This is a genomic window from Caballeronia sp. LZ003 (genome assembly GCF_031451465.1).
Lineage (GTDB): Bacteria > Pseudomonadota > Gammaproteobacteria > Burkholderiales > Burkholderiaceae > Caballeronia.
Window position 1 is genome coordinate 2,420,177 of sequence record NZ_JARUXJ010000001.1, and the last position, 17,052, is coordinate 2,437,228.

A 17,052-nucleotide genomic window follows, 5' to 3' on the forward strand; every position below is an offset into this window, starting at 1 on the left:
CATGCTAGAAGTCGAATCCCTGAATCAGTACTACGGCGGCAGCCACATTCTTCGCGATGTGAAGATGACCGTCCCCGATGGCAAGCTGACCGTGCTGCTCGGCCGCAACGGCGTCGGCAAGACGACGCTCCTGCGCTGTTTGATGGGCGTCGTGCCGACGCGCAGCGGCACCATCACCTGGCGCGACAAGAAGATTTCGTCGATGCCCACGCATGCGCGCGTGACGAATGGCCTCGCCTATGTTCCGCAAGGCCGGGACATCTTCGGCCGCCTCACCGTGGAAGAGAACCTGCTGGTCGGCGCGGCGAGCCGCAAGTCGCCATCGAAGATTCCCGATCACATCTATCAGCTCTTTCCGGTGCTGAAGGACATGAAAAACCGGCGCGGCGGCGACCTTTCGGGCGGTCAACAACAGCAACTGGCTATCGGCCGCGCGCTGATGAGCGAACCGCAGCTGCTGATTCTCGACGAACCGACCGAAGGCATCCAGCCGTCCATCATTCGCGACATCGGCAGGACGCTGCGCCAACTCGTCGATGAAATGGGCATGACGGTCTTGCTCGTCGAACAGTACTACGACTTCGCGCGCGAACTCGCCGACCGCTACTGGGTGATGAGCCGCGGCGAGATCATCGCGGGCGGCGCGGGCTCCGAGATGGATGAACAAGGTGTGCGAGAGTTGATCGCCGTCTGAATTTTCGGCTTAACATGGCGGCTCACCTCGTCTGCTCAGTTCACTAGTCACTGCTCGCTCATGCATCATGAATCGCACGCGGCGCTCGCTGCCGCGCAAATCGACGCCGATCCAAACGTCTGGCGCGGCCGGCTCGAACTCGGTTTCGAGCAGAAGCATGGGCGCACGGTCTTTTCGCATCGCAAACACGAAGGGCCGCTCAGGCTGCAACGTCCGCTCTATCCGGAAGACGGCATCTGCCACGCGGTGATCGTGCATCCGCCGGGCGGCGTCGCGGGCGGCGACCGGCTCTCCATCGACGTGAAGCTCGGCGAAGACACGCATGCCGTCGTCACGACGCCCGGTTCGACCAAGTGGTACAAGGCCAACGGCAAGCTCGCGACGCAGCGTATAGATATCGCGCTCGCCGCGCATGCGAAGCTCGACTGGCTGCCGCAGAACAACATCGTGTTCGAATCGTCGAACGTGAAGCTCGACTTCAGTCTGACGCTCGCCGAAGGCGCGAGCGCCATCGGCTGGGACGCAATGCTGCTCGGCCGCGCGGCGGCGGGCGAGCGCTGGACGCATGGACATATCGAAGCGGTATCGCGCATTGCGCATGCCGATGGCAAGCCGCTCTGGTTCGAACGCAGCCTGCTCGATGCGACCGATCCTCTTTGCGATGCGGCGCAAGGACTCGCACGCTTTCCCGCTTACGGCACGCTATGGGCGATAGGCCCGGCTTGCGACGATGCGCTCGCCGAAGCCCTCACCGCCGAACTGCCTTTCGCCGATACGTTGCGCGCGGCTGCATCGTGCATTACGCCTGGCGTGTTGATCGTGCGCGCCATCAGCCACTCGATGGAGCCGCTGCAACGCGCGATGACCGAATGCTGGTTGCGGCTGCGGCCTCTCGTGCATGGCGTGAAGGCGCAACCGTTGCGGCTCTGGACGACGTGAGGACGCAAGCGGCCGCTTCGTTGAAACACTGACTTAGCGCACTCGACGCCGGACTCTTACGATCAGCACGACGGCAAACAGCGCGGCGAGAATCAATACGCCAAGCCCGATACGCGCAGCGCTCGCCATGGGCGAGACCCGACCACCGGCACGCAACGTCGCCACGTCCTGCGCCGTCACCTGCACATTCTGGCGCCCGAACTGCTGCATCAGATAGCTCGATAACGTGGCGATCTGCGTATCGGACAGCCGGTCTGCAAAGGCGGGCATGTCGACGCTATCAGACGCGCGGTTTGCGGACTCCGGATGCGACACGCCCTGCAGAATCGACATCACGACATTGTTCGGCTGGCCGTTGCGAAACACAGAGTTATGCGACAACGGCGGCAGCTGGCCATCGGCCGTACCTTGACCGCTCGCCTGATGGCAACTCGCGCAATTCGAATCGTAGAGTTGCGGGCCGTTCAACCGTTCGGGGTCGGCGGGCCACGGCGTCTGACGCACAGCATCCGGATCTTCGATAAGGCCGGACGACACGTCGAGCGCGAGCGTATCGGCGTCGTCGTGGACGGCGGGAACCGTCTTCAGGTACGTGGCGATCGCTCCGAGGTCCGCATCGGTCAGATACTGCAGGCTGTGATTCACGGCCTCCGCCATCGGGCCGGCTGCCTGCGCCTTGCCCCGCACGACGCCCGTTTTCAGGTACGCGACGATATCCTGCTCGCTCCATCCGCCGATACCGCTCGTCGAGTCGGACGTGATATTGGGCGCGTACCACGCGCCGACCGCACCGCCCGCCAAGCCACGCGAGGTCTGCTCCGCCATCAGCAGATTGCGTGGCGTATGACAGACGCTGCAATGCGCAAGGCCTTCGACGAGATAAGCGCCGCGATTCCACTCCACGCTCTTTTGCGGGTCGGGCTTGAAGCGATCCTTGTCGACGAAGAGCAGATTCCACGGAATGAGCGATGCCCGAATGCTGAACGGGAACGGCAGATCGGTGTGCGGCACGGCGCTATCCACAGCGGGCACGGCCTTCATGAAGTACGTGTAAAGCGCGTGTACGTCGGGATCGGTGAGCTTCGCGAACGAGGTGTACGGCATCGCCGGATAAAGCTGTGCGCCGTCGGCACGCTTGCCGGCGCGCAGGGCATCGGCGAACTGCGCCTCGGTGTAGGAACCGATACCGTGCGTCTTCGATGCCGTGATGTTGGTCGACCAGATGGTGCCCATGGGAGAGGCAATCGCCAGTCCGCCCGCGAACGGCTTGCCGCCGGTCGCCGTGTGACAGGCCACGCAATCGCCCGCGCGCGCGAGATACTCGCCACGCTGAATCAACGCGGATTCATCGACGGCGGCTTCCGCGTGAGCGCTCGCCGGCATCCACCCGATGGCAAGCGAGGCGACAGCCACGCCAGCCGCCATTGCACGCTTGATGAAACTTCCGATGACGAACGCATGGCGTTCGACTGCGCTTGTTCGCGACATGATGTGTTCGTGCTTCATCGCGCTTCCTTCACGATGTGATCGACAGTGCGCAGCGCGAGCGCGGCACCCGTGAGCGTCGAGTTGACGGTGGCGGCAGTCGGCATGACGCCGGTACTCGCGAGGAAGAGATTCTCGTGATCGTGCGTGCGGCCCCAGGCGTCGCACACGGAATCGGCCGGGTCCGCGCCCATCGAGAGCGTGCCGGTGATGTGCTGATTGTTGCTGTAGACGCCATCGGGACTGTGACGCAGGTTGGTGCCGCCCATGAGGTCGGCGACCTTCAGGTAGAAGGCTTTCGACGCCTGCATGCCCTTCTCGACGTAATCGCTCATGCGATATTCGACCGCCGGACGCGGCAGCCCGAGCGCGTCTTTCTGATCACTGAGATAGATCCTGTTGCGCCGGTCGGGCAAGATTTCGAGCACGTTCTTCAGGCTGACCTGATGCGCCGCGCGCTCGCGCAATTGCTTCTCGAGTTCCGGACCATAGACACCCTTGCCGATCAGGTCCTGCGTAATGGACAACACCTGCGACGAATTGCCGATGTCGACGCGAAACGCCGCGTGTTCACTGCGGAACGCGCCATCGCGCATCAACTGGATCGACGACGGGCTCATCGGCCCGCGACCGGCCCAGACCTCGTCTTGCGCGTCGAAGGTCAACGAGTTGCTCGGATGATCCATCAGGTTCTGGCCCAAGGTGCCCGAACTGTTCGCGAGACCATTCTTGAACTTGTCGCTTGCCGACATCAGCAAGAGGCGCGGACTTTCAACGCCGTTCGCCGCCAGAATGAAGGTCTTCGCCGTCACTCGAACCGATGCCTTCTCGGGCGTGTAGTAATGCACGGCGACGATCTTGCCGCTGGCACCGTGCTCGATCTTGTAGACCACCGCGTTCGGCAGCAGCTTCACGCCCGAGGCTTCGGCGGCATCGGCTGCAAGGCCACCGTGGTATTGCGCATCGATCGGGCAAATCGGCATGCAGTTGTTGTTGCCGCAGCAGGCTGGCCGGCCATCGTATGTGCGGCTGTTGCGTGCAGTCGTGTTCGTGATCACCGCGATGCCCGCCGGTGCAAGCCGCTCGCGGAAGCGCAGCTCCAGATACGATTCGGTCACGGGTTGCATCGGGAACGGCTTGCTGCGCGGCGAACCGTTGTCGGGTGCGCCGGAGACGCCCATCTTCACTTCCGCTTCGAAATAGAACGGCTCCAGGTCTTCGTAGGCAATCGGCCAGTCGCGGCCCACGCCATATAGCGTCTTCAGACGCATGTCGTTGGGCAGGACGCGCCAAGCCTGCGCCGCCCAGTGCCACGTCGTGCCGCCCACGGCGCGGATATATTCCGGCTCGTACGGATACGGACCGTTCTGCACGATGTAGTTGTTCTTGGTCGGCTTGTAGACCGGATGCGGCGACCACGACGAGAACGGATACGGCGACATGAAGTCGTTCTTGCGAGGCGAGTTGCGAAAGCCCGCCACGATCTGTTCGCGCGTGATGCGTGGACCCGACTCGAGGATCAAGACGGATGCGCCGTGCTGCGCCATTTTTTGCGCGGCAAGCGACCCGATGATCCCCGAACCGATCACGACGACATCGGCGCTGTTCGGCACGTTGGTTTGAGAGGACATGTTCGAGGCAATGAAAAGTGCCGGCGCGCGTGCGCTGCGGGCCGGGGCATGGATGGGAAACGTTTGGAGTGTGTTTGGCGCCGGAAAACCGGCAGTGCGGGTTCTGCTGGCTACACGCGCGCGGCAGCGGGAGCCACGAGCGGCGACAGGCTCACCGTGCGGGGATCGACTCGCCAAGCGCCATAACCGCCGTAGGCATAACTCGGCGGACACAGGCGGTCTTCGACGACGCGGTTCATCAGGCTGGTCGTGTAGGTGATGGCGCGCGCACGTTCGCCATCGCCGACCACGCCGACATACCAGGCCGTCACGATACGACGCGGCAAGGAGGCATAAGAAGCCTTGGCCGCGTCCAGGTCCGCTTGCAGATGCAGCGGGTCGGGCTTGTTTGCCGTGAGATACGCCGCCAGTTGCTGGCACGCGGCGCCGAAGCCGGCATCGTCGTCGAGCAGCGCTTGCAGGAGTCGAGATGTCTGCGTCGGATCGAGCGAGCGCTCGCCGATCAGATAGCGCGAGACATCGGCGAATGCACGAGTGGTCGCGGCGTCCGCACCCGAGCTTGCGCCCGCGGCAAAGACGGGACGCATTAACGTGACCGCGGGAACCAGGGTCAATGAAGCGACGACGCCACCGACGATCAACCTGCGCAACGGGTTTGGCGTATCGGGAAAGAGCGAGGCGGAAGTGTGCGGGAAGGATACGACGCTAGAGTCGTGCAGCGACTCCAGGCGTTTTTTATCGGCAGACATAGAGGTCAAACATGAGGCTTCGTTGAGCGGACACATGGCCGGCATTCGGCCTGTGGCGATACATTGAACGAGGCGCTTTGCGGCCATGACAGGCGAAGCTTCAAGCGCGGGTCGGCACGTTCGACGGGTGGCTCATTTTGCCAGACAGGTACTTACGATTAGTGCATCGAGGCGTCGGCACGACGTAAATTCACATTTTCAGCAAGCGGACACGTCCGAGTTTACGATCCAGCCGCGTGAGTCATTTCGCGCGACTTTCACCTGGATGGCATGGCAGCGGAAACGAATCCGCAGTCGTTCAATAAGACAGTGCCGCCGCCCGAACTTTGCGCACCAAGAAAAGGCACCCGCACGCCCCGTAATTGTGCAAGCACATACAGCCGCCACGCCGGATCCTCCTGCCCACAAGCCGTGGGCCGCAATGGCATGACTTTCGCTTGAGACATCCTTCAGAAGCCGCGCTCTCCAACGCGGTCGATTCAAGAACGAAGGATCTTCGATGCACATCAAGCTTGCTCTCGCCCGCCGCCGCACGGCGCTCGCCGCGCTTCTCGCCGCCCCGCTCCTCGCACTGACACCGCTCGCCGCACATGCCGATGCACTCGACAACATCGCGAAGAGCGGCACGCTGCGCGTCGCGGTGCCCGAGGACTATCCGCCTTTCGGTTTCGTGGGCGCCGACATGAAGCCGCAAGGCTACGACGTCGATACCGCCGCGCTGCTCGCCAAGGCGTTGAACGTGAAGCTCGAACTCGTGCCGGTGAACAGCGCGAACCGCATCCCTTACCTCACCACCAACAAGGTCGATCTCGTGATCTCGTCGCTCGGCAAGACGCCGGAGCGCGAGAAGGTCCTCGATTTTTCCGCGCCTTATGCGCCGTACTACCAGGGCGTGTTCGGCCCCGCCGACATCAAGGTGACCGGTCCCGCCGATCTCACCGGCAAGACCGTCGGCGCCACGCGCGGCGCGCTGGAAGAAATCGCGCTCTCGCAGATGGCGCCCAACGCCACCATCAAGCGCTTCGAGGACAACAACGCCACCATCTCCGCATTCCTCTCGGGTCAGGTGCAGTTGATCGCCGCGGGCAACATCGTGGCTGCCGCGATCATCGCGAAGAATCCGCCGCGCCGTCCGGAACCGAAGTTCGTCATCAAGGACTCGCCGTGCTTCGTCGGCCTGAACAAGAACGAGCCGAAGCTGCTCGCGAAGGTCAACGACGCCATCGCGCAGGCGAAGAAGGACGGCACGCTCGGCGCGATGTCGAAGAAATGGTTCGGCCAGCCGCTGCCCGCAAGCCTCTGAACGAGGACTGCCCAAGCGATGGCCTATGAACTCCAATTCGGCGATCTCACGAACTATGCGGGCATGTTCGCGAGCGGCGCGGCGACGACGCTTGCGCTCACGGCCGTCTCGACAGTGCTCGGCGTAACCGTCGGCGTGCTCGGCGCGGCCGGTCGCAACAGCACGCGTGCGTGGTTGCGCGCATCCGTCGGCGGCTATGTCGAAGCCATCCGCAACACGCCGTTCATCGTGCAACTGTTCTTCGTGTTCTTCGGCTTGCCGGCGCTCGGCATCCACTTGAGCGAATACGTCGCCGCGATTCTCGCGATGACCCTCAATCTCGGCGCGTACAGCATCGAAATCATTCGGTCGGGGATTGCCGCCGTGCCGAAGGGTCATCACGAAGCGGCCGCTTCGCTTGCCATGTCGCGCGGCGAGATCTTTCGTCACGTCGTGCTGCCGCAAGCGATCGCCAAGGTGTTCCCGGCGCTCACGAGTCAGATCGTCATCACCATGCTCGGCTCGGCGGTGGTGTCGCAAATCTCCGTGCCGGATTTGACCTACGCGGCGAGCTATATCCAGTCGCGCAACTTCCGCGCGTTCGAGACGTGCTTCCTGATCACGGCGGCTTATCTCGCGCTCGCGCTGATACTGCGCGCGGCGTTGAACGCGGCAGGCAAGCGCTTTTTCGTCAACAGCCGGAGTCCCGCGCGATGATCGAATTCACTTTCGCTCAGATCGTCGAGAACCTGTTGCTGGCCGCGCGCTGGACTATCGTGCTGTCGATCGTCTCGTTCGTGCTCGGCGGTGTCGTCGGCTTCGCGCTGCTCGTGATGCGCGTGTCGAAGTCGGAGTTTTTGCGCACCATCGTGAAGGGCTACATCCAGATTTTCCAGGGCACGCCCTTGCTGATGCAGCTTTTTCTCGTGTTCTTCGGCTTGCCGCTGATTGGTGTGGAAGTCTCGCCGTGGCTCGCGGCGACCGTGGGTCTCACGTTCTTCACGAGCGCCTATCTCGCGGAGATCTGGCGCGGCGCGGTGGAAGCCGTGCCGAAAGGTCAGTGGGAAGCGTCGTCCAGCCTGGCGATGAACTACTTCGAGCAATTGCGTCATGTGATCCTGCCGCAGGCGCTGCGTATCGCCATTGGACCGACGGTCGGCTTCGCGGTGCAGGCGGTGAAGGATACGGCGCTCGTTTCGATCATCGGCTTCACCGAACTCACGAAAGCCGGCACGATGATCTCGAACGCGACGTTCCGGCCGTTTCTCGTGTACGGCCTCGTTGCGATCATCTACTTCGTGCTTTGCTATCCGCTCACGCGCTATGCGCGGACGCTCGAAAGGAAATGGAATGCCGCTCGTTGAAACCCGCAATCTGCAAAAACAGTTCGGCTCGAATCAGGTTCTGAAGGGCATCGACTTTTCGGTCGAGCAAGGGCAAGTCGTGGCCATCATCGGGCGAAGCGGCTCGGGCAAGAGCACGCTCTTGCGGACCTTGAACGGACTGGAAAGTATCGACGAAGGTTCGATCGAGATCGATGGCGAACATATCGATGCGCGCCGCGCCGACCTCCGCGCGTTGCGTCTGAAAGTCGGCATGGTGTTTCAGCAGTACAACCTCTTTCCGCATCTGACGGCGGGACAAAACGTGATGCTCGCGCAGACGGTCGTCAAAAAGATCCACAAGGCGAAGGCGCGCGCCACGGCCCATAGCGTGCTCGAACGCGTGGGACTCGGCGACAAGTTCGACGCCTATCCCGAGCAGCTATCCGGAGGACAACAGCAGCGCGTGGCCATTGCACGCGCGCTTGCCATGAAGCCGACCGTGCTGCTGTGCGACGAAATCACCTCGGCGCTCGACCCCGAACTCGTCGGCGAAGTGCTGGCGGTCGTCGAAAGCCTGGCTCGCGACGGGATGACGCTCATCATGGTCACGCATGAGATGCGCTTCGCGCGCAAGGTTTCCGACAAGGTCGTCTTCATGCACCAGGGGCGAGTCTGGGAATCGGGCGCGCCCGAAGAGATTTTCGAGCGGCCTTCGACGGTGGAGCTGCAAAGGTTCATTCAGTGAGGCTCGTTTGCCGCGATGCATGGGCTCGATTCCCCATTCCACCCTTGAACCAGTGCTAGCATAGATCACCCGCCCCCAAGCGAAGTCAACGTCCCTGACCGATGAAACTCACCCCTCGCGAAAAAGACAAACTGCTGATTTTCACCGCGGCGCTCTTAGCCGAACGCCGCCGCGCTCGCGGCCTCAAGCTGAACTATCCGGAAGCCATCGCCTTCATTTCGGCGGCGCTCATGGAAGCGGCGCGCGACGGTCAGACCGTCGCCGAGGTCATGCATTACGGCACCACGCTGCTAAGCCGTGACGACGTCATGGAAGGCGTGCCCGAAATGATCCCCGACATCCAGATCGAAGCCACCTTCCCCGATGGCACGAAGCTGGTCACGGTCCACCATCCGATCCCTTAAGCACATGATTCCCGGCGAATACTTTATCGACGACGGCGAGCACGAACTCAACGTGGGCCGCGAAACCGTTACGGTCACCGTCGCGAATCACGGCGACCGCCCCGTGCAGGTCGGCTCGCACTATCACTTCTACGAAGTCAACACGGCACTCAAGTTCGAACGGGCGAAGGCGCGCGGCTTTCGTCTCAACATCGCGGCCGGCACCGCCGTGCGCTTCGAACCGGGACAGGAGCGCACCGTCGAACTCGTCGCGCTCGCGGGCGATCGCCATGTCTATGGCTTCAATGGCCTCGTGATGGGCCCTCTCTGACCAGGATACCTACGATATGACGTTACGCATCGGCCGCCGCGCTTACGCGGAAATGTTCGGCCCGACCACCGGCGACCGTGTGCGCCTCGCCGACACCGACCTCATCATCGAAGTCGAACGCGACTTCACCACGTACGGCGAGGAGGTGAAGTTCGGCGGCGGCAAGGTCATTCGCGACGGCATGGGCCAGTCGCAGCGCCCATCCGCCGAAGTGGTCGATACCGTCGTCACCAACGCGCTGATCCTCGATCACTGGGGCATCGTGAAAGCCGACATCGGCATCAAGGGCGGACGCGTCTTCGCTATCGGCAAGGCGGGCAATCCCGACATTCAGCCGAACGTGAACATCGCGATCGGCGCGGCCACCGAAGTCATTGCGGGCGAAGGCATGATCGTGACCGCGGGCGGCATCGACTCGCATATCCACTTCATCAGCCCGCAGCAGATCGACGAAGCGCTCGCAAGCGGCGTGACCACCATGCTTGGTGGCGGCACCGGTCCCGCGACCGGCACCAACGCCACGACCTGCACGCCGGGCCCGTGGCATCTCGAACGCATGCTGCAAGCCGCCGATGGCTGGCCGGTCAACCTGGGCTTTCTCGGCAAGGGCAACACGAGCTTGGCGGAACCGCTCGTCGAACAGATCAAGGCGGGCGCGATCGGCCTCAAGCTGCACGAAGACTGGGGCACGACGCCCGCGGCTATCGACAACTGCCTTTCCGTCGCCGACGACACCGACACGCAAGTCGCCATCCACACGGACACGCTGAACGAAGCCGGCTTCGTCGAAACCACCGTCGCCGCGTTCAAGGGCCGCACGATTCATACGTATCACACCGAAGGCGCGGGCGGCGGTCACGCACCCGACATCATCAAGGTGTGCGGCGAGTCCAACGTGCTGCCCTCTTCCACCAATCCCACGCGCCCTTACACCATCAACACGCTCGACGAGCATCTCGACATGCTGATGGTGTGCCATCACCTCGACCCGTCGATTGCGGAAGACATTGCATTCGCCGAATCGCGCATTCGCCGCGAGACCATTGCCGCCGAGGATATCCTCCACGATCTGGGCGCGCTTTCCATGCTTTCGTCGGATTCACAAGCGATGGGCCGTGTCGGCGAAGTGATCATTCGCACCTGGCAGACGGCGCACAAGATGAAGGTGCAACGCGGCGCGCTGCCCGAGGACACCGGACGCAACGACAACTTCCGCGCGAAGCGTTATGTCGCGAAGTACACGATCAACCCGGCGATCACACATGGCATCGCGCATGAAGTGGGCTCCATCGAGCCGGGCAAATGGGCCGACCTCGTCTTCTGGGAACCGGCGTTCTTCGGCGTGAAGCCCGCGATGATCGTCAAGGGCGGGATGATCGCGGTGGCGCAGATGGGCGATCCGAACGCATCGATTCCTACGCCGCAACCGGTACATTATCGCGAGATGTTCGCCACGCGCGGCGGCGCGCTCGGCAAGACGTCGCTGACGTTCGTCTCGCAGATGGCGGCGGAAGCGCGCATTGCGGATCGCTACGGTTTGAAGAAGCAGGTCGTCGCCGTGAAAAACTGCCGCAATGTCACGAAGGCCGACATGATTCACAATGCATGGCAACCGTCCATCAGCGTCGATCCGCAGACCTATCAGGTGATCGCCGACGGACAACTGCTCACTTGCGACCCCGCCACCGTTCTGCCGATGGCGCAACGCTACTTCCTGTTCTGACGCACGCCATGCGCACTATCGATAAACGCCTTACCGCCAAGCTCGCACCTGTACTCGTCAAACGCGCGCCCACGCTCACGCTCGCCTTCGATGCGCGCTGCAAGAGCCGCCTTGCCGCCACGCTGGACCACGGCGAGGAAGTCGCGCTCGTGATGCCGCGCGGCACCGTGCTCGCGGACGGCGACATGCTCGTCGCGGACGATGGCGGTTTCGTGCGCGTGGTGGCCGCGCCGGAGGACGTGCTGATCGTGCGGGCGCCGAGCGTGCGTCTCTTGACACGCGCGGCTTATCACCTTGGCAACCGGCATACGCCGGTCGAAGTCGGCGCGGAGTATTTGAAGCTCGAAGCCGATCCGGTGCTCGAAGACATGCTCAGGCGTCTCGGTTGTATCGTCGGGCATGAGTCGCAGCCGTTTCAGCCTGAGACCGGCGCTTATGGCGGCGGGCACAAGCACGGCCACGATGAAACCTTCGGCGAGGACTATGCGCTCGCGCAGAAGGTTTATAGCGAGCATCACGGGCATTCGCACGACCATGACCACGAACACGAGCACAAGCACGCTCACGATGCCCATGATCACGATCACTCCCAATGCGGCCACGATCACTCGCATGATCATGGCCACGACCACAAGCACAAGCACGATCACTGATGCAAACCGCTGAACTCACCGCGCTGCTGCATCTGGCGTCGCCTGCGCTGCCTATCGGCGCGTTCAGCTATTCGCAAGGACTCGAAGCGGCCATCGAACACGGTTTCATCCACGATGCCGACAGTGCCCGCGACTGGATTGCAAGCGGGCTCGTCAACGTGCTCGCACGCGGCGAACTGCCGTTTCTCGCGCATCAGCTGCAACGCTGGCACGCGCACGACGAAGCCGCCTTGACCGCGGCGAACGACGAATACATCGCGAGCCGCGAGTCGTCGGAGTTGCGCCGCGAGACCGAGCAAATGGGCTGGTCGCTTGCGCAGTTGTGCGCGTCGCTCGAATGGGGCGATGCCGCGCGCCGCGCCACGCTTGCCGCGATCAAGCCGATTGCGCAACCGACGGCGTTTGCCTTTGCCGCCTTCGCGCACGATGCCGCGCCCGACGCGATGCTCGCCGCCTACGCGTTCAGTTGGGTCGAGAATCAGGCGGCCGCGGCGCTCAAGGCCGTGCCGCTCGGGCAACTTGCGGGGCAGCGCATCATCGTGGCGTTACGCGCGCCGATAGACGACGCCGTGCGCCGCGCGCTGGCGACATCGCCGAACCAGGTCAATACTTTCGCGCCGCAACTCGGCATTTTGTCGGCGCGGCACGAGTCGCAATATTCGCGGCTTTTCCGCTCCTGATCGCAGAAACCGAAGCACTTCAAACAACGCCCATGAACGCCCCTGCTTATTCTTCCGCCGCCCGTCGAACCAAGAAGCTGCCGCCGTTGCGCGTCGGCGTGGGCGGGCCGGTCGGCTCCGGCAAGACCACGCTGCTCGAAATGCTCTGCAAGGCGATGCGCGAGAAATACGATCTCGTCGCCATCACCAATGACATCTACACGAAGGAAGATCAGCGCCTCCTGACCGTTGCGGGCGCGCTGCCCGCCGAGCGCATCATGGGCGTGGAGACGGGCGGTTGCCCACACACGGCCATTCGCGAGGATGCGTCGATCAACCTCGAAGCCGTCGATCGCATGGTGTCGCGCTTTCCTGATGCGGACATCGTCTTCATCGAATCGGGCGGCGACAATCTCGCGGCGACCTTCAGCCCCGAGCTGTCGGACCTGACCATCTATGTGATCGATGTCGCGGGCGGCGAAAAGATCCCGCGTAAAGGCGGACCGGGCATCACGAAGTCGGATCTGCTCGTCATCAATAAAACGGATCTCGCGCCTTATGTCGGCGCGAATCTCGACGTGATGGCGAGCGACGCGAAGAAGATGCGCGGTGAACGTCCGTTCGTGATGTGCAACCTCAAGGCGCTCGATGGCGTGGATACGGTGATCGGCTTCATCGAGAAGAAGGGCTTGCTGGTTTAGGCGCTTCGAGCGCCGTCAATGACGGTGCCGATGATGAATATCCGGAAAATGTGCATGCGTGTGCGTGATCGGCAGATGCCGATGCTCATGCACATGCGGCTCGACGCCATCCCATTCGAAATCGTGTTCATGCCGATGATGCTCGTCATGTCGATGCCGGTGCGTATGCGCGAGCGGCTCGTGCGTGTGGGCATGTTCGTGACGTTCCCGCAGATGCAGCCATATGCCGAGCGTCATTAGCGTGGCGGCGCACCAGAAGAGCATCGAGGGCGATTCCGGCCACAGAAGCAGCGAGAGCGCGACGCCGAAAACCGGCGCAACCGAAAAATACGCGCCGGTGCGCGCCGTGCCCAGATTGCGCAGCGCGACCACGAAGAGAACGAGGCTCACACCATATCCGGCAAATCCCGTAAGCATGGCCATGAGCATATGCGACGCATCGGGAAGCCGCGCGCCGAGCATGCAGGCGATGCCGAGATTGACCGTCCCCGCGACGAGCCCTTTCACGCACGCGATGACGAAGGCATCGTTCGTCGATACCTTGCGCGTCAGATTGTTGTCGATGGCCCAGCAAAAGCACGCGCCCGCGACCAACAGTGCACCGGACGTCATGCCGCCCGCGCCCGGCTGCCACGAAAGCACCGCGCCTCCGGCGACGATCGCGACCATGCCGAGGAACACCTGAAGGTCGACGTTTTCCCGAAAGACGACCCACGCGATGACGGCGGTGAACACGCCTTCGAGATTCAACAGCAGCGAACTGGTCGCGGCAGGCGTGGCGGCGAGTCCCAGCATGAGCAGCGTGGGGCCCGCGACGCCGCCGGCCGCGATGGCGCCGACGAGCCACGATGTTTCGTTTCGCGGGATGCGGATGTCGCCACGCTCGACGCGTGTGGCGGAAAGCGTCTGCCGCACGACCAACACGATGGCAAGCCCGATGCCGCTGCCGAGATAGAACAATCCGGCAACCATGAAGGGTGCAAGCGTGCCTAGGAGCGCCTTGGCTATGGGGGTGGTCGCGCCGAATAACGCGGCGGCGAGCAAGGCGGTGAAGGCGGCGTTCGGGCAAGTGGTCATCGCTTCGATTTGCAGGTTGGAGCTTGCTTGTCCTATCGCATCATTCATGTCCGGGACGGCTCGCAAACGCCGCTCAACCTCGGACAAACGTCAGGTAACGATTTCGTCACTAATGCCTGGCAGAGAATCGACGAATATACGAAGACTTTCGTTGTACCGGCAGCACAGTTCTCTCTTTTCCTTCTTCCGCATAGGCTTCGCAAGCCTCCGATAGTATGCGGCAGTTTTCTCGAATTTCTCTTTCTGCGCCGCCAGAGCCTTCCGAAGTCTGTCTTCACACGTCAGTGTCGCCGTAAAGTCGGCCTTGTTGATGGCGTGAAGCGGTAGAAGCCAGCATTCGAGCGAATGCACGCATATGGCAAATGCAATGCGCTTCTCATACTTCAGAAACTCTTCGACTCGTACCCTAGCAATCAGAGTTGCCCGCACATCGAATATCAATCTCGCGATGGGCTTCTCTGCTCCGTCGACGAAGCGAGACACTGCAAAATGTTCATGCTCGCAAACGTCGGTATCAATCTGGATGACTAAGAAATCGTTCGTCGCGAAAATTTCGTCGAGCACACCACGGCGCTCCAGAAACGAAAACACATTTTCCCATCCGCCGAAGCTTCCTTGCCGATCTTTATCCGTTGCATCCAGTTCCGGCTGAATGGAGTTGAAAACCATGTCTCCGCCATAAAAGCCGTCCAACAAATATTCAAGGAAGCGCTGATCTGTCGCGCCTTCACAAACAAGGGCAGTTTTCTTCATCTTAGAACGAACTTGAAATCCCACCGATCAACCCGCGCATGAAGGCTTCCGACATCTTGAGGTTAGGAAGATTTTCGAAATTCCTGGGCTTCAGCACGCGATCGACCATGGTCTTACCGTCGAGGTTTCTCCTAACCACGAAAAGACGTTGTTCGTCGTCGTCGAGGTTAAGGCCATCTAAAACGGCCGGGTTGTGAGTGGTGAATATGACCTGCTTCTGATTCTTCTTTGCCAGTTCCACCAACTCGCGCATCATGCTGCGACAAAGGCCCGGATTCAATGAAGCATCGATATTGTCGATAGCAAAAAACGGCGGAGTCAAATCGCTCGCAAACAAAAGAAAATAAAACAGCAGGAAGAAGAACCCCTCGTTCGCGCTGGAATACTCAAAGAAGCGTTCGGACTCGTCGACGAAGAAGTCGCGAATCTCCAGCGCCTCATCCTTGCTCTCGTTGACAAGGCGAAGTCCGTCAAACCAGCCTAAGACGCGCAGCGATGAATCGAGCGATTCCAGAATTTCTTGAGCGCGCAGCATTGCATCGGGGTCGATTCCCTGACCTCCCTTGGCTTGATGAACATAGTAGGCAAATAGGCGCGAAACGCCTTCGCCGCTTATTCCCAGAGGCTCTATTTGTCCCTCGCGCCGCGCAGTTCTCAGCGCTGAATTTTCTGGCGAGTAGGTGATGAAGCCGCTAAGATATTTGTGGGTCTTGTCGTGTATTACCGACATAAGCAGAGCTTCAGGCGAGTCTTCGTTGGATGATCTTGCCGATGCATTTAGACCTTTCTTTCCCTGCTCCAATTCCTTACCTAAAACTTCAACGAAGGCGCTGACGACTTTCAACGTATCAGTTAGTTCACGCGGACTATGAGCGCTGACATTGACGGATTGCAGATATGCCGCTATTTTTCCGCCCTGTTCAGCCACGAACTCCACCTGATCCCCTGGCTGACTCAACGTCCATTTCGAATACGGCTCATTGTCGTTGACCATTGCGAACAACACGTTCTCGTCTTCATTCGAGGACACCGTAACCTTGATCGCCGAGAGAGGATCGACTCCCGCAAATGCCGGCCGCATATCTGCTGGTCTGACGACTCTTATTCCACGCGACACGAGGAACTCGTTATCGAGCTTGCGTGCAGCCGCTGCGCCGGTCAAAGCGATCGCTTCCAGAATGTTGCTTTTCCCCGCACCGTTCTCACCAATAAGAACGTTCACTCGCCCCAGTTCAAGGGGCAAGCTAGTGATTGATTTGTAGTTCTCGATGCGAATGGTGGCTATCACTTTGCGGCGCAGTAGTAATGAATTTTGATCGGTCTGGTCCAGCGACGCAGGGTCAGATAAGCATACCATCGTAGATTGCGAGCGATGCAAGTCTTAAGAATGGTCTTCTGGACGACTTCCGTGTCAGCGGTTCTTGCTACTTTTCTTCGAATGCCAATGCTGCAATACTGCTCAACGGGAGCGGCTGGCTCGAAAGATCGACGCCCAAACCGCCCGTATCCGCCGCCCGCGATCCTCGAAAATATACCACCCGACGAGCGCCAGCACACCGGAAGTCAGCCCCGTCATCAAAGGTTCGAAAAACGGAACACCGTAGTGATTCGCATGCGAATAAGCGTCGCCGATCATGGTGAGAACACCGACGACGAGCGCATTGCCATATCGATTCAAAAACAGCCTGCGCGCCGGCGTGAACGTGATCAGCACAGCGAGAATGCCCGTGGCGAGCCCTGTCTTGAAAGCCAGCGTCCAGTGCGCGAGGCTCATGACGTTCATCCAGCTTCCCGGCATGCAGGTCATGCACGCGCTCGTCGGTTGCCAGAAGCGTTTCACGAACACGATGATGCGCCGCTTCCATTCGCTCGCCATGACGTGCCTTCTTCGTCCGATGATGATCTTCAACGACGCGCGGCCA

Annotated in this window: 19 protein-coding genes; 12 read left to right on the forward strand and 7 right to left on the reverse strand. The window is 61.3% G+C overall.

The features are described 5' to 3' along the window. Window position 1 precedes the first annotated feature (1 nt). Together urtE and QCE79_RS10900 are read left to right on the forward strand one after the other, a co-directional pair. On the forward strand, window positions 2-694 hold the full coding sequence (urtE, locus tag QCE79_RS10895) for an urea ABC transporter ATP-binding subunit UrtE (RefSeq protein ID WP_250465353.1): 693 nt from the start codon (window positions 2-4) through the stop codon (window positions 692-694). 60 nt (window positions 695-754) lie between these two features. Further along, window positions 755-1,633: an urease accessory protein UreD gene (locus tag QCE79_RS10900; RefSeq protein WP_309844082.1), complete on the forward strand. Its 879-nt coding sequence runs from the start codon at window positions 755-757 to the stop codon at window positions 1,631-1,633. A 33-nt stretch (window positions 1,634-1,666) separates the two neighbouring features. Here QCE79_RS10900 and QCE79_RS10905 read toward each other — a convergent pair whose 3' ends face one another. From QCE79_RS10905 to QCE79_RS10915, 3 genes are all read right to left on the reverse strand, one after another. Beyond that, window positions 1,667-3,121, reverse strand: a complete 1,455-nt coding sequence (locus tag QCE79_RS10905) for a cytochrome c (protein ID WP_309844084.1) — start codon at window positions 3,119-3,121, stop codon at window positions 1,667-1,669. 14 nt (window positions 3,122-3,135) lie between these two features. Then, window positions 3,136-4,749 carry a GMC family oxidoreductase gene (locus QCE79_RS10910; RefSeq protein ID WP_309844088.1) on the reverse strand — a complete coding sequence of 538 codons (1,614 nt, stop codon included), beginning with the start codon at window positions 4,747-4,749 and terminating at the stop codon, window positions 3,136-3,138. Between the two features lie 110 nt (window positions 4,750-4,859). Continuing rightward, window positions 4,860-5,585 carry a sugar dehydrogenase complex small subunit gene (locus QCE79_RS10915; protein ID WP_309844091.1) on the reverse strand — a complete coding sequence of 242 codons (726 nt, stop codon included), beginning with the start codon at window positions 5,583-5,585 and terminating at the stop codon, window positions 4,860-4,862. A 412-nt stretch (window positions 5,586-5,997) separates the two neighbouring features. Between QCE79_RS10915 and QCE79_RS10920 the strand changes: the two genes are divergently transcribed. The 10 genes from QCE79_RS10920 (at window position 5,998) to ureG (ending at window position 13,300) form a co-directional block, all read left to right on the forward strand. Continuing rightward, complete coding sequence (locus QCE79_RS10920; protein ID WP_250509379.1) at window positions 5,998-6,801, forward strand: transporter substrate-binding domain-containing protein; 804 nt, start codon at window positions 5,998-6,000, stop codon at window positions 6,799-6,801. Between the two features lie 18 nt (window positions 6,802-6,819). Then, a complete protein-coding gene (locus tag QCE79_RS10925) occupies window positions 6,820-7,497 on the forward strand; it encodes an amino acid ABC transporter permease (protein ID WP_244825988.1) in 678 nt (225 codons plus the stop codon). After that, window positions 7,494-8,144 carry an amino acid ABC transporter permease gene (locus QCE79_RS10930; RefSeq protein ID WP_244825990.1) on the forward strand — a complete coding sequence of 217 codons (651 nt, stop codon included), beginning with the start codon at window positions 7,494-7,496 and terminating at the stop codon, window positions 8,142-8,144. Before QCE79_RS10925 ends, QCE79_RS10930 begins: the two co-directional genes overlap by 4 nt. Then, window positions 8,131-8,850 carry an amino acid ABC transporter ATP-binding protein gene (locus QCE79_RS10935; protein ID WP_244825991.1) on the forward strand — a complete coding sequence of 240 codons (720 nt, stop codon included), beginning with the start codon at window positions 8,131-8,133 and terminating at the stop codon, window positions 8,848-8,850. The genes QCE79_RS10930 and QCE79_RS10935 overlap by 14 nt, the downstream gene beginning before the upstream one ends. A 101-nt stretch (window positions 8,851-8,951) precedes the next feature. Beyond that, window positions 8,952-9,254 (forward strand): urease subunit gamma, encoded by a 303-nt coding sequence (gene ureA, locus QCE79_RS10940; protein ID WP_244825992.1) that lies wholly within the window; start codon window positions 8,952-8,954, stop codon window positions 9,252-9,254. A gap of 4 nt (window positions 9,255-9,258) precedes the next feature. Continuing rightward, entirely contained in the window at window positions 9,259-9,564 is a 306-nt protein-coding gene (locus QCE79_RS10945; RefSeq protein WP_244825994.1) for an urease subunit beta, read from the forward strand. Window positions 9,565-9,580: 16 nt separating this feature from the next. Continuing rightward, window positions 9,581-11,287 (forward strand): urease subunit alpha, encoded by a 1,707-nt coding sequence (gene ureC, locus QCE79_RS10950; protein WP_309844096.1) that lies wholly within the window; start codon window positions 9,581-9,583, stop codon window positions 11,285-11,287. Between the two features lie 8 nt (window positions 11,288-11,295). Beyond that, window positions 11,296-11,940, forward strand: a complete 645-nt coding sequence (gene ureE / locus QCE79_RS10955) for an urease accessory protein UreE (protein WP_250465362.1) — start codon at window positions 11,296-11,298, stop codon at window positions 11,938-11,940. Then, window positions 11,940-12,620 (forward strand): urease accessory protein UreF, encoded by a 681-nt coding sequence (locus tag QCE79_RS10960; protein ID WP_250465363.1) that lies wholly within the window; start codon window positions 11,940-11,942, stop codon window positions 12,618-12,620. The genes ureE and QCE79_RS10960 overlap by 1 nt, the downstream gene beginning before the upstream one ends. A 32-nt stretch (window positions 12,621-12,652) precedes the next feature. Further along, window positions 12,653-13,300 (forward strand): urease accessory protein UreG, encoded by a 648-nt coding sequence (gene ureG, locus QCE79_RS10965; protein ID WP_244826002.1) that lies wholly within the window; start codon window positions 12,653-12,655, stop codon window positions 13,298-13,300. A gap of 15 nt (window positions 13,301-13,315) precedes the next feature. On the opposite strand, the gene QCE79_RS10970 is transcribed toward ureG, so the two are convergent. The 4 genes from QCE79_RS10970 to QCE79_RS10985 all read right to left on the reverse strand — a co-directional run bounded on the left by QCE79_RS10970 (window position 13,316) and on the right by QCE79_RS10985 (window position 17,006). Continuing rightward, window positions 13,316-14,377, reverse strand: a complete 1,062-nt coding sequence (locus QCE79_RS10970) for a DMT family transporter (protein WP_309845289.1) — start codon at window positions 14,375-14,377, stop codon at window positions 13,316-13,318. Between the two features lie 90 nt (window positions 14,378-14,467). Continuing rightward, entirely contained in the window at window positions 14,468-15,130 is a 663-nt protein-coding gene (locus tag QCE79_RS10975) for a hypothetical protein (protein ID WP_309844098.1), read from the reverse strand. 1 nt (window position 15,131) lies between these two features. Beyond that, window positions 15,132-16,508 carry an AAA family ATPase gene (locus tag QCE79_RS10980; protein ID WP_309844100.1) on the reverse strand — a complete coding sequence of 459 codons (1,377 nt, stop codon included), beginning with the start codon at window positions 16,506-16,508 and terminating at the stop codon, window positions 15,132-15,134. Window positions 16,509-16,589: 81 nt separating this feature from the next. Beyond that, window positions 16,590-17,006 (reverse strand): hypothetical protein, encoded by a 417-nt coding sequence (locus QCE79_RS10985; RefSeq protein WP_309844102.1) that lies wholly within the window; start codon window positions 17,004-17,006, stop codon window positions 16,590-16,592. Window positions 17,007-17,052 lie beyond the last annotated feature (46 nt).

What these genes read in the sequence shown, in the direction of transcription:
- ureC (WP_309844096.1), top strand. Translation starts at nt 9,581, where the DNA reads ATGACGTTACGCATCGGCCGCCGCGCTTACGCGGAAATGTTCGGCCCG.
- QCE79_RS10930 (WP_244825990.1), top strand. Translation starts at nt 7,494, where the DNA reads ATGATCGAATTCACTTTCGCTCAGATCGTCGAGAACCTGTTGCTGGCC.
- QCE79_RS10915 (WP_309844091.1), bottom strand. Translation starts at nt 5,585, where the DNA reads ATGGCCGCAAAGCGCCTCGTTCAATGTATCGCCACAGGCCGAATGCCG.
- QCE79_RS10905 (WP_309844084.1), bottom strand. Translation starts at nt 3,121, where the DNA reads ATGTCGCGAACAAGCGCAGTCGAACGCCATGCGTTCGTCATCGGAAGT.
- QCE79_RS10920 (WP_250509379.1), top strand. Translation starts at nt 5,998, where the DNA reads ATGCACATCAAGCTTGCTCTCGCCCGCCGCCGCACGGCGCTCGCCGCG.
- ureE (WP_250465362.1), top strand. Translation starts at nt 11,296, where the DNA reads ATGCGCACTATCGATAAACGCCTTACCGCCAAGCTCGCACCTGTACTC.
- QCE79_RS10975 (WP_309844098.1), bottom strand. Translation starts at nt 15,130, where the DNA reads ATGAAGAAAACTGCCCTTGTTTGTGAAGGCGCGACAGATCAGCGCTTC.
- ureG (WP_244826002.1), top strand. Translation starts at nt 12,653, where the DNA reads ATGAACGCCCCTGCTTATTCTTCCGCCGCCCGTCGAACCAAGAAGCTG.
- QCE79_RS10900 (WP_309844082.1), top strand. Translation starts at nt 755, where the DNA reads ATGCATCATGAATCGCACGCGGCGCTCGCTGCCGCGCAAATCGACGCC.
- QCE79_RS10970 (WP_309845289.1), bottom strand. Translation starts at nt 14,377, where the DNA reads ATGACCACTTGCCCGAACGCCGCCTTCACCGCCTTGCTCGCCGCCGCG.
- QCE79_RS10960 (WP_250465363.1), top strand. Translation starts at nt 11,940, where the DNA reads ATGCAAACCGCTGAACTCACCGCGCTGCTGCATCTGGCGTCGCCTGCG.
- QCE79_RS10925 (WP_244825988.1), top strand. Translation starts at nt 6,820, where the DNA reads ATGGCCTATGAACTCCAATTCGGCGATCTCACGAACTATGCGGGCATG.
- QCE79_RS10935 (WP_244825991.1), top strand. Translation starts at nt 8,131, where the DNA reads ATGCCGCTCGTTGAAACCCGCAATCTGCAAAAACAGTTCGGCTCGAAT.
- QCE79_RS10985 (WP_309844102.1), bottom strand. Translation starts at nt 17,006, where the DNA reads ATGGCGAGCGAATGGAAGCGGCGCATCATCGTGTTCGTGAAACGCTTC.
- QCE79_RS10910 (WP_309844088.1), bottom strand. Translation starts at nt 4,749, where the DNA reads ATGTCCTCTCAAACCAACGTGCCGAACAGCGCCGATGTCGTCGTGATC.
- QCE79_RS10945 (WP_244825994.1), top strand. Translation starts at nt 9,259, where the DNA reads ATGATTCCCGGCGAATACTTTATCGACGACGGCGAGCACGAACTCAAC.
- urtE (WP_250465353.1), top strand. Translation starts at nt 2, where the DNA reads ATGCTAGAAGTCGAATCCCTGAATCAGTACTACGGCGGCAGCCACATT.
- ureA (WP_244825992.1), top strand. Translation starts at nt 8,952, where the DNA reads ATGAAACTCACCCCTCGCGAAAAAGACAAACTGCTGATTTTCACCGCG.